Below are 15,370 nucleotides of genomic sequence, written 5' to 3' on the forward strand. Positions count from 1 at the left end.
ATAAAAATTATAAAGGTGACAATCTTTATCCAATTATTTTTAAATTATTTTAATAACCCTGGATATTCATAATATGCAAGCATTTATAACAAGAGGATGTTTTACTAATCACGGTGGCAAGATCATTGAAGGAGATGATTTTTGGCTGGTAGATGGTAAAGCGGCTCATTTAGAGGGAATGAAACATTATTGCCCTAAATGTAATGTGATTTCAAAAGCCATAGCAACGCAACGAGGTTTTATGCAGGTTAATGGCCGTAATTTAATTGTGGCTGGTGACCAAGCAACATGTGGCGCAAAGTACATGAAGATTTCAGATTTAGCTGTGCGAACTGGTGGCTCTGGTTCGGGTGCCAGTTCAGGGCAAGCAAGTAATGTTCAGAATATTATTGATCAATTAAATTTTGATGAACGTGTTCAATTGATCGATAGAGATGATAATGAACCCTTGGCAAACATCCCCTATCACCTCAAAGACTCTACTGGTAGTGTCGTAGCTTCAGGAACCACAGATGAAAATGGATATACAGAAAGGTTTCATACGACCAAAGCTGAAGATATTCACATTTTTATCGGAGAGCTGGAGTGACACAAGGAATCTGCAAAACCAATACAAAGGCTGAATCTGTACATAAACAGCCCATCAAGTTAAAAGAATATTTAATATGTGTTTATTACTACAAACCATCAAAGAGCGATGACAAGGCTTTTCAAAGAGCATCAAATCACTGGCTATCCCAACTGAAGCTAAAAAACTGCGGTGATAACTATGTATTTAAAGAGTACCAAGTTACGTCAGGACAGGACTTTAAAAAGGTTTGGGCCGAGATCTATGACGAGATAAATAAAACCGTTGCCAAAGTAAAAGAAATGCACGTTTTTAGCCACTCTAGCAAAACAGACGGCGGTAACGATGGTTTAGAGTTTTTAGGCACCAGAAACGCGAGTAATGAAGTTTTAGAGGACGGTACAATTTCCTATACTGAAATATCCCAATTAGAGAAATTGCGCTGGTCTCCAAATGCTAACTTAGTTCTACATGGTTGCAACACAGGTCTTAGAGGAACGTCTGTACAATCTATTGCGGATGTATTTGCAATTAGACAAGAAAAATGTAGAGTGCACGGTCAAAAAGGCTGGGCTTATTTTTCTCGAAAAGAAGCTGTTTATAAACGAACTTCGCCAACAGATAAAGAGATATATTTATGGGCCTATAGTAGAGGGAATAACAGCTATGTAGGTAACGTAATCGGTGGGGAACGAATCCCAGCGTTAATTGTAGAAAAGAAGAAGTGATATGAAAGTTAAAATCTTATTTTGGGTTGCTCTCCTAAACATTATTGGAGTTGTATTCATTTATATCCTGTCTTTTATGACAAATAACAATCACTATGCTGTTTCAATTGATACATTTTTCATTTCCACCTCAGCTTTAATATTAATTATTACATTAATTCTGAAGCAGAAAATAGCAATTCTAGTTAGCATTATGGCGTTATTACTGAGTATAAGCATGAATTTATTTAATATCAGTATTAGCTATCAAAATTGGTTAGAGCGAGAGCAGCCAGAATTAGGTCATCGAAATTCAGATTTGAATAGCGAAAAAATATAATCAAAAAATAGCCTTAATAATTAAAGTTGAGGCTGTTTTAGCAAGGTATTAATTTAATTAGTTCTCAATTTGCAATATGTCACCTATTACATATCGGTCAATACTCCTATTTCCCATATTGTTTAATTTCCTATTGACCTTCTAAAAAGAGATAATACGCAAGTTCTTGAACTGTGGCGTGTCTAATATCACATATAGCCAATGTGCTATCTCCACAAATACAAGCGGTATTATTACAGATAATCTCTACACGCATTGAATTTAAGTAACCGTTTAACGGGCTTCTTTAGATCACAATGAGTCCCTTTTATCAGACTGTATTGGTCTTAAAAGGATTTAATTTCTTTTCCCATAAAAATTAGTGGTTTAGGCCACTCATTTTTATATTCAACATTCGGAGCGCTTCAATCAACCCTGACATCGAAGCCTAAATTTTCTGCAATCATTAAGGTTTGGTCAAGATTGATAATCGCCTCCTTAATCTGTGTTTCTTTCGGATCTAAAGCACTCAAATCACTGCCTCTTAAATCACACTCGGTAAAATCTGCACTATGAAGCCATGCACCAGATAAGTCGCTCTCTCGAACTGAGCTTCCATGACAACGTGCACCTGTCAAATCAGCCTCTCTTAAGCGTGTTCTCAAAAAAGAAGCTTTTTCTAAATCAGCACCTGGCAATCCAACAAAAGCCCAATCACTATCCTCCACTCGCATATGATGAAATTGGCAATTGCTAAACATACTGCCGACAAATTTACAGTCGATAAATTTACTATCAAAGAAATTGCAGAAATGAAAAGTACAATTTAAAAATGCGCTATGCTGATGAACTGAGGCATTAAAACGTGCCCGACGGAAGGTACATTCATTAAAAATAGCCCCTGTGCTTTGTGCTTCTGATAAATCTAAGTCAACAAACAAAGTCCGCTCATATTTTTGATTACTCAGTATCTGCCCATAACAATCTAAACTGGTGATAGTCTCTGTAGTTTTTGGTGCAGCTGCACCATATTTTCGTTCAGCCATGATGTTCAATTTTTATTTTCGAATAGATCAACATATGCCATGGACGCTCGTTTGTATATGCTTTTCTTATGACTTACTGATCTCAAATTCAAATAAAAAAGAGCAGTTATACCGCTCTTTTCATTTCATATTTAGACCTTAATCTTCCATATGCTGAATTATGGCTTGTCCAAACTCAGAACAACGCAATAAGGTTGCATTTGGCATCAAACGTTCAAAGTCATAAGTCACGGTCTTTGCTGAAATCGCACCCGAAACACCTTGAATAATCAAATCTGCTGCTTCCGTCCATCCCATATCTCGCAGCATCATTTCAGCAGAAAGGATGATAGAACCCGGATTGACTTTATCCTGCCCTGCATACTTTGGTGCCGTGCCGTGTGTGGCTTCATACACTGCAATTGCACCACCAATATTCGCGCCTGGTGCAATCCCAATGCCCCCCACTTCAGCGGCAAGTGCATCCGAAATATAGTCACCATTTAAGTTTAGCGTCGCGATCACGGAATAATCGGCTGGACGCATTAAAATTTGCTGTAAGAAGGCATCGGCAATCACATCTTTAATAATGATATCTTTGCCCGTTCTTGGATTTTTGATTTTTACCCAAGGCCCACCATCCAATAACTGGCCACCAAAACGCTCCATGGCGAGTTCATAGCCCCACTCTTTAAATGCACCTTCGGTGTACTTCATGATGTTGCCCTTGTGTACCAAGGTCACCGAAGGCTTGTCATTATCAATCGCAAACTGAATTGCTTTACGCACCAGACGCTGTGTGCCTTCTTTAGAAACGGGTTTAATCCCAATCCCACAATCTGTCGGGAAACGGATTTTGGTCACACCCATTTCTTCTTGCAGGAATTTAATCACCTTCTTTGCTTCTGGTGAATCTGCTTTCCACTCTATCCCTGCATAGATATCTTCCGAGTTTTCACGGAAAATCACCATATCGGTCAGTTCGGGATGTTGAACAGGTGATGGAACACCTTCAAACCAGCGGACTGGACGCACACAAACATAGAGGTCGAGTTCTTGACGCAATGCGACATTTAAAGAACGAATACCGCCACCAACGGGTGTCGTCAATGGCCCTTTTATTGATATAATAAATTCACGTAAAGCATCAAAAGTTTCTTCTGGCATATAATTGCCATAAATTTTATCTGCTTTTTCACCGCAGTAGACTTCCATCCATTCGATTGAACGTTTGCCACCGTAAGCTTTTAACACGGCGGCATCTACTACTGCTTTCATTGCTGGTGTAATATCCACACCAATACCATCACCTTCAATAAAAGGAATGATCGGACGATTTGGAACATTCAGTGACAGGTCTGCATTTACTGTGATTTTGTCTCCATCAGCAGGAACCACAATCTTCTGATAACCCATTTTGTAGGTTCTCCCTCATGTATTTAGCGATTATCTCTATGCCTTCTATGGCATACTTTCGTTTTTTATTGCATGAAACAGTTTAGTTCAAAACTGGTTTTTTTGAGATTTATACGGGAAATAACAACATTTTCCCATTAAATAGAAACCGTTATTGTTATGATGCCGCCCATAACCAAAGTAGTATATTCATATGAAAGTAGTCGTATTTAACAAACCTTTTGACGTTTTGTCACAGTTTCGCGAAGATGAAAAACATCTAACAGTTTCAAGTTTTATCAAAGATCCTGAACTTCGTATTGCAGGACGTTTAGATTTAGACTCTGAAGGTTTAATGTTTCTTACGGATCATGGTGGTTTAAATCAATTCATCACTCATCCAGACAATAAAAAATATAAAACCTATCTTGCTCAAGTTGATGGTGATGTCTCAGAAGAAGCAATCGAAAAACTGCAAAAGGGCGTTGAACTTGCAGATGGTATGACTTTACCGGCCAAAGCACGGAAAGTCGATCAACCTGAATGGCTATGGGAACGTAATCCACCTGTGCGTTATCGCGCCAATATTCCAACGACGTGGATCGAACTACAAATCTGCGAAGGTCGTAATCGTCAAGTACGTCGTATGACCGCTGCTGTTGGTTTCCCAACTTTACGTCTGATTCGCACTCAAATTGGTACAATTGATCTGGTCAAACTAGGTTTACAGCCAGGAGAACAACTGGAAATCGAACCTTTGCTTTATCCTGATTTTAAAGATGTTCCTGCCGATAAGCCTTATGAAGGTCGTTCTTTCGCGAAAAAATCGAATAATAAACCGCACTTCTCACGCGCTAAAGATAAAGCTCGAGAAGAAAAAGGTGAAAAACCATTTAAAGGCAAGAAAAAAGCAGGTGGTGGTACAACCCGTATTTGGCAAACTGACGATGCCGATAAACCACGTCGTAAGACCAATGGCACAACCCGTCCAAATACCAAAGCACCGCGTGGCCGTAACCGTAATGGGCGTTAAAATCTAAACTGAGCGCACAAAAAAGCCGATGTTTTCACATCGGCTTTTTTGTATCACCGACAATATTGTCGGTGATATATCAACAATTAAAGTGACGCAAGTGTCGTATTAAACGTTGCACTTGGACGCATTACTGCATTTACTTTCGCTGGGTCGATTGCATAATAACCACCGATATCAGCAGCTTGGCCTTGAACTTGAGCAAGTTCAGCAACAATCTTCTGTTCGTTTTCAGCAAGCGATTTTGCAAGCGGAGCAAATTTCGCCTTTAACTCAGCATCTTCGTCTTGAGCGGCTAATGCCTCAGCCCAGTACAATGCTAAGTAGAAATGGCTGCCACGGTTATCTAACTCACCTGTACGACGTGATGGAGACTTGTCGTTATCAAGAAGTTTACCTGTTGCTTGGTCAAGCGTCTTCGCAAGCAATTTCGCACGGTTATTATCTTCTTTGATACCAAGCTCTTCTAAAGAAACAGCCAATGCAAGGAACTCCCCGAGAGAATCCCAACGCAAGTGGTTTTCTTCAACCAACTGCTGAACATGCTTCGGTGCTGAACCACCCGCACCTGTTTCGTACATGCCACCGCCAGCCATTAACGGCACGATCGATAACATTTTCGCTGAAGTACCCAATTCCATAATCGGGAACAAGTCAGTTAAGTAGTCACGTAAAATGTTACCAGTGACAGAAATGGTATCTAAACCACGCGCTACACGTTCAAGCGTATAACGCATTGCACGTACTTGTGACATGATTTGAATATCAAGACCTGTGGTGTCATGATCTTTCAAGTATTTTTCAACTTTTTTGATCAATTCATTTTCGTGTGGACGGTACGGGTCAAGCCAGAAGATCGCAGGCATGCCTGAGTTACGTGCACGTGTTACTGCAAGTTTCACCCAGTCACGGATTGGTGCATCTTTCACCTGACACATACGCCAGATATCGCCTTCTTCTACATTTTGTGACATCAACACTTCACCCGTGTCTAAATCAGTAATGTTGGCAATACCCGCTTCTGAGATTTCAAAAGTTTTGTCGTGTGAACCGTATTCTTCTGCTTTTTGCGCCATCAAACCAACGTTCGGTACTGTGCCCATAGTACGTGGATCGAAGTTACCATTCCACTTACAGAAGTTGATCATTTCTTGGTAGATACGCGCGAAAGTTGATTCTGGCATCACAGCTTTACAGTCGTAAGGTTTGCCGTCAGCACCCCACATTTTACCTCCACCACGAATCATTGCAGGCATAGAAGCATCGACAATCACGTCATTTGGTGAATGGAAGTTGGTGATGCCTTTAGCAGAATCCACCATTGCAAGTGCAGGACGGTGTTCTTGGCAAGCATGTAAATCTTCGATGATTTCTTCACGTAAAGATGTTGGTAGAGTTGCGATCTTTTCATAAAGACCAGCCATACCGTTGTTCACGTTAATACCGAGTTCGTCGAATAATTTACCGTGTTTTTCAAAAGCGTCTTTGTAGTAAATTTTCACACAGTGACCGAATACGATCGGGTGTGACACTTTCATCATGGTTGCTTTCACGTGTAATGAGAACAAAATGCCCGCTTCACGACAGTCTTCAAGTTCTTTCTCGTAGAAATCACAAAGCGCTTTCTTGCTCATAAACATTGAGTCAATGATTTCGCCATCTTGAAGTGCGACTTTTGGCTTCAGCACAATGGTTTCACCAGACTTAGTGATGAGTTCCATTTTCACATTACGTGCACGGTCTAAAGTCATTGATTTTTCACCGTGGTAGAAGTCGCCTTCATCCATGTGAGAAACGTGAGTTTGAGACCATTGTTTCCACTCGCTCATTGAATGCGGGTGTTTTTTTGCATAATTTTTCACAGCAGCTGGCGCACGGCGATCAGAGTTCCCTTCACGCAATACAGGGTTTACTGCTGAACCAAGGCATTTACCATAACGTGCCTTGATCTCTTTTTCTTCTTCAGTGGTTGGATTTTCTGGGTAATCAGGAATCGCATAACCCTTCGACTGGAGCTCTTTAATACATGACACTAACTGAGCAACAGACGCACTGATGTTTGGAAGTTTAATGATATTGGTATCTGGATCTTGTGTAAGACGACCTAACTCTGCAAGGTTATTGTTTACCTTTTGCTCATCTTTAAGGTAATCTGAAAATTCTGCGAGTACACGTACTGCAACTGAGATGTCACTTTTAACAATCTCAATGCCAGCAGGTTTTGTAAAGGTCTCAATGATCGGTAGCAATGAATAGGTCGCTAATAACGGCGCCTCGTCAGTCAGTGTGTAAATGATTTTTGACTTTCCACCAGCCATATATAGCCCCTTGTGTTGGATTGAGTTACGGATAACTGTGCTTGTGGCCCAGCTCCTAGAACCGATTTGCTTAAACAAACTTGAGAGTATCAGTGTTCATCACATGCGAGTCAACGCAATATCCAGTGATAACGACATTTCGATAAAAAATACTACAAAATGATATAATAGTAGCATCTCGCCATATCTATATGCGGTCAAGTTTTGGCTTTTCAAATACAAACCACTGTCTGCTTTAAATATAAATATCGAATTGATCATTTAGCAAACAAATACATAAATTGCTAAATAACTCGTCCTATTTTGACAGGCTTAGATGAACAATTCGTTAATTCTTTAGTGGTAGGTTCAATGTAATCGACACACTTTTAAATCGATTTTATCTTTGTTAACTCACGATTTAATGACCTATACATAAGCCCAGCGAAACTCAATCACGACCTGCTTGAACGTCAAAAATATTGCGCTTTTTATCAGATCTTATCGATCATTTATCAAAACAGCATTTATGATTCAAAAAAATTAATTTATATTTAAAACCATATCATATAAAAAGATGGATCTTGCCAAGATGAATGCACTATTTCAACAAGATGCTGTGATGCAAATGATCGGTGCAAAACTAACAGCCTCAGGTCATCGTTCAGCCGCAGTCTCTTTAACAGTGAAAGAAAATCATACTCAAGGGCATGGCACCTGCCACGGTGCCATTATTTTTGCGATTGCAGACAGTGCCTTTGCGATTGCATGTAATAGTGAACAACCTGCTGTCGGACAGCATTGCAATATCAGCTATATCAAACCAGGAAAAATTGGCGATACTTTAACTGCAACAGCAAGCTTCAAAGCGCCAAGTGGACGATCTGAAATTTATGATATTACAATCGCCAATCAGCACAATGAAATTATTGCCGAGTTTAGAGGAATTTCACGCTTAGTGACTAAGCAGAAATAGATGTGCCTTTTAACGATTCACTCTCTCAAAATCAAAGTTTCAGCAGGAATAAATCCACGCTCATACCAAAATTAAATACAAAAAAAGGAAGAGATTCAGCTCTTCCTTTTTTAATCAACACATGATTACTTCAACCAACGATCCAGCTTATTTTGATCTTCAACTTTGAGTTCAACTGTTGTCAGTGCATTCTCACCTGCTTCCAGTTCAAATTGTAAAAACTCATCACGGCGGAATGCATAAACAATAAATTTACCTTGTTGCTTTGCATACTTTGCCAACAGTTTTTCCGAAGCCTTGATGCCATCAATCGCAATAATCACATCATTGGCAGACAATCCAGCCCTTGCCGCAGCACTCTCTCGACGAAGCTGTTGCACTACCACACCTTCAGCTTTATCAACAACTTTTAAGCCAAATGGCAAAGCCTTGTCTTCTTTGGTGCTATAACTTAAACCAAATTCAGGGAAGAGTTGATCCAGTGGCAATTCATCTGTGGTGTTGATCAAATGATTGATTTGCTCAATCCAGTTATCCCCTGTCAACTCATGACATAAGTCAAAAATCGTCCGATCATTCACTTGAATCCCATTTTGGGTATTTTCATATAGACGACGCATCAAGGCATCTAAATTTGAACCACGTAAGCGCAACCCCAAATCCAAACAAAGTGCCACCAAACTGCCTTTATTATAGTAGCTCGTGCCTGCATTATTCGAGTTTTCATCTTGACGATAAAACTTGATCCAAGCATCAAAGCTTGACTCAGCAACAGATTGCACCAAACGCCCTGGGTTTTGTAAATAACGGTCAATTTGCGCTTTAAGTAAATCCAGATAAGATTTTTGTGAAATCACGCCACTACGCAACAAAATCAGATCATCATAATATGAAGTAAAGCCTTCAAAAATCCACAGTAAGCTCGTGTAGGCTTCTTGATGCAAATCATAGTTGGTAAAATTTTCAGGGCGAATAAATTTTACTAACCATGAATGAAAATATTCATGGCTGCATAGACCTAAAAAGCGTTGATAATCTTTAGACGGTTCTTCTGCCTCATCCGCCTTAGGTAAATCATCACGCGGTGTAATTAAACTGGTGCTATTGCAATGCTCTAATCCACCATAACTATTACCAGTTGCCATGGTCATAAAGGTATAGTTTTGAAATGGTGCTGAACCAAAGATGTCGATTTCAGTTTGGCAAATCTTTTTAATATCTGCCTCTAAACGAGTTAAATTGGTCGCATGCTTGCCAGAAATCACAAACTCATGCGCAATACCATTGGCTTCAAAACTAAAACGACTTTGCTCAGCCAACTCAAATGGACTATCAATCAACTGATCGTAGTTATCTGATTTTAAAGTAAAACGTCCTTTAACCAAGCTTTTGGTTGGCAAACCCGTCGCAATTTGAAAATGCTTGAGTTCATCTGGGAGGAAGATTTCCACTTCACACGGCGCTTGCTCTTGATCTTTTAAACCCAGACAAACACAAGCTGGATTGACGTATAAACGGGTTTGATCAACATAGGCCCCGCGCACCGATAAATCATAAGCATAGACATCATATTCCACCGTAATCAGTTCATGATCGGTATTGAATAAACGCCAGCGATTTTTCTCTGTTTTTTTAATGCTGAGTAAACGCCCTGCTTCATCAGATGCTTTTACCGATTCAATGTGTTTGGAAAATTCTCGAATTAAATAGCTGCCTGGAATCCAAGTTGGCAACCAAAGTTCTTGATTGGGATTGGCAAGGAAACGTAAGGTGACATGAATCAGGTGTTGGCGATAATCGTCGAACTCAATTTGATAGTGCAACATAATTTCTAATCATGAAAAATAGGAACAATTTCACACAGCTTAGCATTTTTTTACAAAGTCATGCGTAGATGTCGTAATTGTCAGCAAAAGTTGCTGGATTCTTCAACAAAAAAGTCATAGCATTCTCCTCTCACATTTAAGGCCACCGGATCGGCACTACAAGGTATTCACGTGAAATTTCTCCTCCCCCTCTTTACGTTGTTTAGTCTCATTTGTGCAAACCTTGCACATGCAAATTTACTCAACATTGCCCCTGAAACCGTTGAAGCTCAAGCATGGTCTGTGATTGATGCTCAATCCGGACAAATTATTGCTGAGCATAATAGTCATGTTCAGCGTGCACCAGCCTCACTCACCAAGATGATGGTGGCCTATATCGCGCTAAAAGAAATTGAGGCGGGTAAATTACGTAAAGAAGACATACTGACCGCAACACCTGTTGTTAGCACAGTCATGTGGGATGAGTCACAAATGTATCTAAAAGCAGGTGAACAGATTTCTGTTGACCAGCTTTTAGCAGGTCTCATCGTGATGTCTGCCAATGATGCAGCCGTCACGCTTGCAGAAAAAATCTCGGGCAGCGTACCGCAATTTGTGGCGCGTATGAATCAAGAGGCACAAGCCTTGGGCATGAAAGATACGCATTTTAGTAATCCAGCTGGGATTACCATGACCGATCATTATTCTACAGCTGCTGATCTCAGCCTGCTTGCGAAAGCCATTGTGAAGCAAACCCCTGAATATTTATATTATTCAAAAATGCCAAGCTTTAGTTATAACCAACGCTTCCATCATGCAACTAATCTGGCTTTGAAAATGGACCCAACCGCTGATGGTCTAAAAACAGGTTTTACCAAAGCGGCGGGTTACAACTTAGCCCTCACTGCTGAGCGTCCGACCTTTAATTCGCATGTTGAAAAACGTCGTTTGATTGTGGTGGTGTTAGGTACACCAAGCGCAGTAAAGCGTGCAGAAGTGGCACATAAATTGATGAATTTGGCTTATACCTATACCCGAGATGAAGAAGTAATTCCAAAACAACGACTCATTGCTGAACTACCTGTAATTAAATCGACTTTGAAAATGTTTAAAGTTGAAACACAGCAACCAACGATTGTCACCACCTCACTTTATGGTCAAGCAGCGCCGATTGATTTAAATACTTTTGATTTATTGACACAACGTATTCATTTGACTGATGCCAACCAGCAAGTCACGACCGTTGAACCGCTTCAAACGACGAATACACATATCAATATCGAACTGAATGAACAGCATTTAACTGCACCTTTGACTCAAGTCATGAACTTGGCCACGGTATCGATTTATCAAAACAACCAATTGATTCGTAGCTTACAGATTGAGAATGATGTTCAGATTGAAGAAGCCAACATTTTTCAAAAAATTATGATCTGGTTTTCTAATCTGTTCAGTTTTTTTTCAACCAACGATACTCAAAACCCGAAACTTTATCCTTTAAATCAAGGTTAAAAAAAACCTACTTTTTCTATCAAGATTACCAATACAATATTGAAAAAAGGATGGCATAATCCTGCCATCCTTTCACAAAAAAAATTAGGTTAATCATGAGTAAAACCTTACATCATATCGTGATTGTAGGCGGTGGCGCAGGTGGTTTAGAACTTGCGACACAACTAGGTGAACGTTTTGGCCGACGTAAGAAAGCCCGAATTACCCTAGTCGACCAAAACCTCACTCACATATGGAAACCACTTCTTCACGAAATCGCAGCTGGCTCACTCAACCCCCACGAAGAACAGACCAATTACTTTGCTCATGCAGAAAAACATCATTTTGAGTTCGTCCTTGGTACCCTCACTGATGTCAATAAAGATAAAAAACAAATTACGCTCTCTCCTCCACAACTTTCCAAAGAACACACCCCACTGATCCAGACACTTAACTACGATACGCTAGTGCTTGCTGTTGGCTCTGTGTCCAATGACTTCGGTACCGAGGGTGTGCGTGAATACTGTCATTTCCTTGATAGTCGTCAACAAGCTGACATCTTCCAACAGGATTTGTTCCATCTGTATATCGAAGCACAAAACCAGCCAACTGAACGTGCCTTAAATATTGGCATTGTCGGCGCAGGGGCAACGGGGGTTGAACTGGCAGCTGAACTGATTGAAACCACCAAAAACTTTTATCGTTATGGCTTAAAGAAAATTGACCCTAAACAAGTCAAAATTACCTTGATTGAAGCTTCTGATCGTATCTTGCCTGCACTGACTGAGAAAACCGCTGCACATAGTGCCAAGCAACTCAAGAAAATGGGCATCGACATTTTGACGCAACACAAAGTACAGAAAGTCGATGAATCCAATGTCTATTTTAGCAATGGCAGTGTTTTACACTCAGATATTACGGTTTGGGCCGCAGGTGTTAAAGCGCCTAAAGTTTTAGAATCATTCCATGATTTTAAACGGGACAAGATTAATCGCTTAATGGTCTATGCAACGCTGCAAACCTACTCTGATCCAAATGTATTTGCTTTCGGCGACTGCGCCAACTGTCAGTTGGATGCACGCCAGCCTCCACTAGGTCCACGTGCGCAAGTGGCAAGTCAGCAGGCCACCTTCTTGGTAGATGCCATGGCTGCGCGTTTGTCGGGTTCACCTCAGCCAATGTTTAGCTTTAATGAAAAAGGGTCTCTGGTGTCATTGAGCCACAATCAAGCGGTGGGAGAGCTGTTGGGCGATGTTAGCGTACAAGGTTTTATTGCCAAAACTATGTACGTCTCTTTATACCGACTACATCAAGCCAATATTCATGGTTATACCCAAGCGGGTATGCTCACCATGAAAGATTTCCTAACGCGTCGTGTCCGTCCAAAAATTAAACTGTATTGAGTTGAAATTTGATATTTCGACTCAATATTTAAGTAAATCGTTTCAAAAAGTGGAAAATAGTCAACAAAATCTATTTTTCACTTTATGATATACAGCTAAAACTATTGATGACATGGATTCAAAACATGACTGCTATTGCAAATAACCACGTGGTTTCATTCCACTACACTTTAACAAACGCTGAGGGTGAAACACTTGATCAATCTCAAGGTGAACCACTTGCATATTTGCACGGCGCGGGCAACATCATTCCAGGTTTAGAAAATGCTCTTACAGGTAAAACTGTTGGTGAAAAATTCACTGTAAACGTTCCAGCTGCTGAAGGTTATGGCGAATACAACCCTGACCTCGTTCAAGAAGTTCCAGCTCAAATGTTCCAAGGTGTGGACAACATCCAACCTGGTATGCAATTCCAAGCTCAAACTGATGACGGCGTTCAAATCGTAACCGTTAAAGCAATTGAAGGCGACAACATCATTGTTGATGCGAACTTCCCACTTGCTGGTCAAGATCTTACTTTCGAAGTTGAAATCGTTGAAATCCGTGATGCTTCTCAAGAAGAATTAGATCACGGTCACGTTCACGGTGCAGGTGGCCACCACCACTAATTCATGATTTGAATTAGATGCAAAAAGCAAAGCTTCGGCTTTGCTTTTTTATTAGCAAATACTTTTTTAAAATCAGAAAATCGCTTAAGGTCATTTCAATCACCATCTACGTTGTCAACTATGTCTCATCCCTATCAATTGATTTGGTTTCGCCAAGATTTAAGAATCCAAGATCATGCTGCGCTTTGGCATGCGACTCAGGCTGGTTCATGTCTGGCACTGGTGATCTTATCGCCTGCGCAATGGCAACAACATAATGATGCGCCCATTAAAATCGAATTTTATTTACGCCAACTGCAAGAATTAAAAAAACAACTGCATCAACTCAATATTCCTTTAATGGTTCAGACCATTTCACTTTGGAAAGATCTACCTGATTTTTTTGCTGATTTGCTCCAACGACTTGAGATTGAACATGTCTATGCCAATGTCGAACTCGGTGTCAATGAATTAAAACGCGATCAGGCCATCCAACAACAACTCCATCAGCAGCAAAAAGAATTCATACTTTTTCATGATCGAACCTTATTTCCTGTGGCTTCGATCCGCAATCAGTCTGCCTTACCCTATAAAGTTTTTAGCGCATTTAAAAAAACCTGTTATCAACGTTTACAGCATGGTTTACCGCAATGCTACCCGGCTCCTACGCAGCAGCAACCACTCTCGCTCGATGTGTCCTATTTTCAGCTAGATAACATTCAACAATTACATCACGATTATCTAGAACAGATCCAACATCCGCATTTTGCTGAATGGCAAGTGGGTGAAGACTATGCGCTCACCTTACTCGACCAGTTTATCCATACTCGCTTAGCAGATTATAAAACTGCACGTGATTTACCAGCTGTTTCAGGCACCAGTCAGTTATCTGCCTATTTAAATATCGGGATTCTTTCCATTCGACAATGCCTGCAAGCCCTGTTTAGACAACAACACGGGCATTTTGAAATTCAGTCTGAAGGGCAACAAACTTGGTTAGATGAGCTGCTGTGGCGAGAATTTTATCAACATATCTTGTTTGATTTCCCCCAAGTTTCAAAGCATCTACCTTTCCAATCTTCCACTGCAAAAATCAGCTGGCGTAATGATCATGTTGCTCTAGCAAAATGGCAACAAGGGCAAACAGGGATTCCGATTATTGATGCGGGCATGCGGCAAATGTTGGCGACAGGTTGGATGCATAATCGAGTACGTATGATCTGTGCCATGTTCTTAAGCAAGAACTTGTTGATTGACTGGCGTAAGGGAGAACAATGGTTTATGCAGCATTTAATCGATGGCGATTTAGCAGCAAATAATGGGGGTTGGCAATGGTGTGCCTCAACAGGTACCGATGCGGTCCCCTATTTCCGAGTGTTTAACCCTGTTACACAATCACAAAAGTTTGATCCCGATGGCGTTTATATTCGCCAATGGATCCCTGAACTGGCTCATCTTGATCACAAAACAATCCATGACCCTTATGCAAAGAATCAAGCCTTAGTACTAGATTATCCTAAGCCAATGGTTGATTTAAAGCACAGCCGTCTACGAGCCATAGCAGCATTTAAAACAATCTAACTCAGCTTACATAAATTAAAAATTCTTATCATTTTGACTACTGTTTATTACTCTGAAATACAGGCTATACTGTATGTTACTGTTTATAAAATTATTTTACAAAGCTAACAACAGAAAAACTATCGTCAAAACCGTAAAATAATGCTAACTTTTCCACAAAAGACATATATTAAAACTAAAAAC

At 40.3% G+C, this 15,370-nt stretch carries 13 protein-coding genes; 9 read left to right on the plus strand and 4 right to left on the minus strand.

Annotation, left to right across the window (positions count from 1 at the left end; all coding sequences use genetic code 11):
- Positions 1–73 precede the first annotated feature (73 nt).
- Genes NG55_RS12095 through NG55_RS12105 form a run of 3 tightly spaced genes read left to right on the plus strand, consistent with a single transcriptional unit; the run spans position 74 to position 1,615 of the window.
- Positions 74–589 carry a PAAR domain-containing protein gene (locus tag NG55_RS12095; protein ID WP_065343391.1) on the plus strand — a complete coding sequence of 172 codons (516 nt, stop codon included), beginning with the start codon at positions 74–76 and terminating at the stop codon, positions 587–589.
- A complete protein-coding gene (locus tag NG55_RS12100; RefSeq protein WP_065343392.1) occupies positions 586–1,296 on the plus strand; it encodes a hypothetical protein in 711 nt (236 codons plus the stop codon). Before NG55_RS12095 ends, NG55_RS12100 begins: the two co-directional genes overlap by 4 nt.
- 1 nt (position 1,297) lies before the next feature.
- Complete coding sequence (locus tag NG55_RS12105) at positions 1,298–1,615, plus strand: hypothetical protein (RefSeq protein WP_065343393.1); 318 nt, start codon at positions 1,298–1,300, stop codon at positions 1,613–1,615.
- A gap of 404 nt (positions 1,616–2,019) precedes the next feature.
- On the opposite strand, the gene NG55_RS12110 is transcribed toward NG55_RS12105, so the two are convergent.
- Positions 2,020–2,640 (minus strand): pentapeptide repeat-containing protein, encoded by a 621-nt coding sequence (locus NG55_RS12110; RefSeq protein WP_065343394.1) that lies wholly within the window; start codon positions 2,638–2,640, stop codon positions 2,020–2,022.
- Between the two features lie 138 nt (positions 2,641–2,778).
- Entirely contained in the window at positions 2,779–4,035 is a 1,257-nt protein-coding gene (gene icd, locus NG55_RS12115; protein ID WP_065343395.1) for an NADP-dependent isocitrate dehydrogenase, read from the minus strand.
- 193 nt (positions 4,036–4,228) lie between these two features.
- On the opposite strand from icd, the gene NG55_RS12120 reads away from it, so the two are divergent.
- A complete protein-coding gene (locus NG55_RS12120; protein ID WP_065343396.1) occupies positions 4,229–5,047 on the plus strand; it encodes an rRNA large subunit pseudouridine synthase E in 819 nt (272 codons plus the stop codon).
- 86 nt (positions 5,048–5,133) lie between these two features.
- Here the strand turns inward: NG55_RS12120 and NG55_RS12125 are convergent, their stop codons facing one another.
- Positions 5,134–7,365, minus strand: a complete 2,232-nt coding sequence (locus NG55_RS12125) for an NADP-dependent isocitrate dehydrogenase (protein ID WP_005202278.1) — start codon at positions 7,363–7,365, stop codon at positions 5,134–5,136.
- A gap of 571 nt (positions 7,366–7,936) precedes the next feature.
- Here NG55_RS12125 and paaI point away from each other — a divergent pair.
- Positions 7,937–8,320 carry a hydroxyphenylacetyl-CoA thioesterase PaaI gene (paaI, locus tag NG55_RS12130; RefSeq protein ID WP_016541265.1) on the plus strand — a complete coding sequence of 128 codons (384 nt, stop codon included), beginning with the start codon at positions 7,937–7,939 and terminating at the stop codon, positions 8,318–8,320.
- A gap of 125 nt (positions 8,321–8,445) precedes the next feature.
- Here paaI and NG55_RS12135 read toward each other — a convergent pair whose 3' ends face one another.
- The gene (locus NG55_RS12135) at positions 8,446–10,146 is read right to left on the minus strand and encodes a M61 family metallopeptidase (protein WP_016541264.1); all 1,701 of its coding nucleotides are present in this window, start codon (positions 10,144–10,146) and stop codon (positions 8,446–8,448) included.
- Positions 10,147–10,317: 171 nt separating this feature from the next.
- On the opposite strand from NG55_RS12135, the gene NG55_RS12140 reads away from it, so the two are divergent.
- From NG55_RS12140 to phrB, 4 genes are all read left to right on the plus strand, one after another.
- Positions 10,318–11,637 carry a D-alanyl-D-alanine carboxypeptidase PBP6B gene (locus NG55_RS12140; protein ID WP_065343397.1) on the plus strand — a complete coding sequence of 440 codons (1,320 nt, stop codon included), beginning with the start codon at positions 10,318–10,320 and terminating at the stop codon, positions 11,635–11,637.
- Between the two features lie 95 nt (positions 11,638–11,732).
- On the plus strand, positions 11,733–13,019 hold the full coding sequence (locus tag NG55_RS12145) for an NAD(P)/FAD-dependent oxidoreductase (protein WP_016541262.1): 1,287 nt from the start codon (positions 11,733–11,735) through the stop codon (positions 13,017–13,019).
- Positions 13,020–13,144: 125 nt separating this feature from the next.
- A complete protein-coding gene (locus NG55_RS12150; protein WP_004652066.1) occupies positions 13,145–13,627 on the plus strand; it encodes an FKBP-type peptidyl-prolyl cis-trans isomerase in 483 nt (160 codons plus the stop codon).
- Positions 13,628–13,747: 120 nt separating this feature from the next.
- A complete protein-coding gene (gene phrB, locus NG55_RS12155; protein ID WP_016541261.1) occupies positions 13,748–15,187 on the plus strand; it encodes a deoxyribodipyrimidine photo-lyase in 1,440 nt (479 codons plus the stop codon).
- The last annotated feature ends 183 nt before the right edge of the window (positions 15,188–15,370 follow it).

This window comes from Acinetobacter gyllenbergii, from assembly GCF_001682515.1.
Classification (GTDB): domain Bacteria; phylum Pseudomonadota; class Gammaproteobacteria; order Pseudomonadales; family Moraxellaceae; genus Acinetobacter; species Acinetobacter gyllenbergii.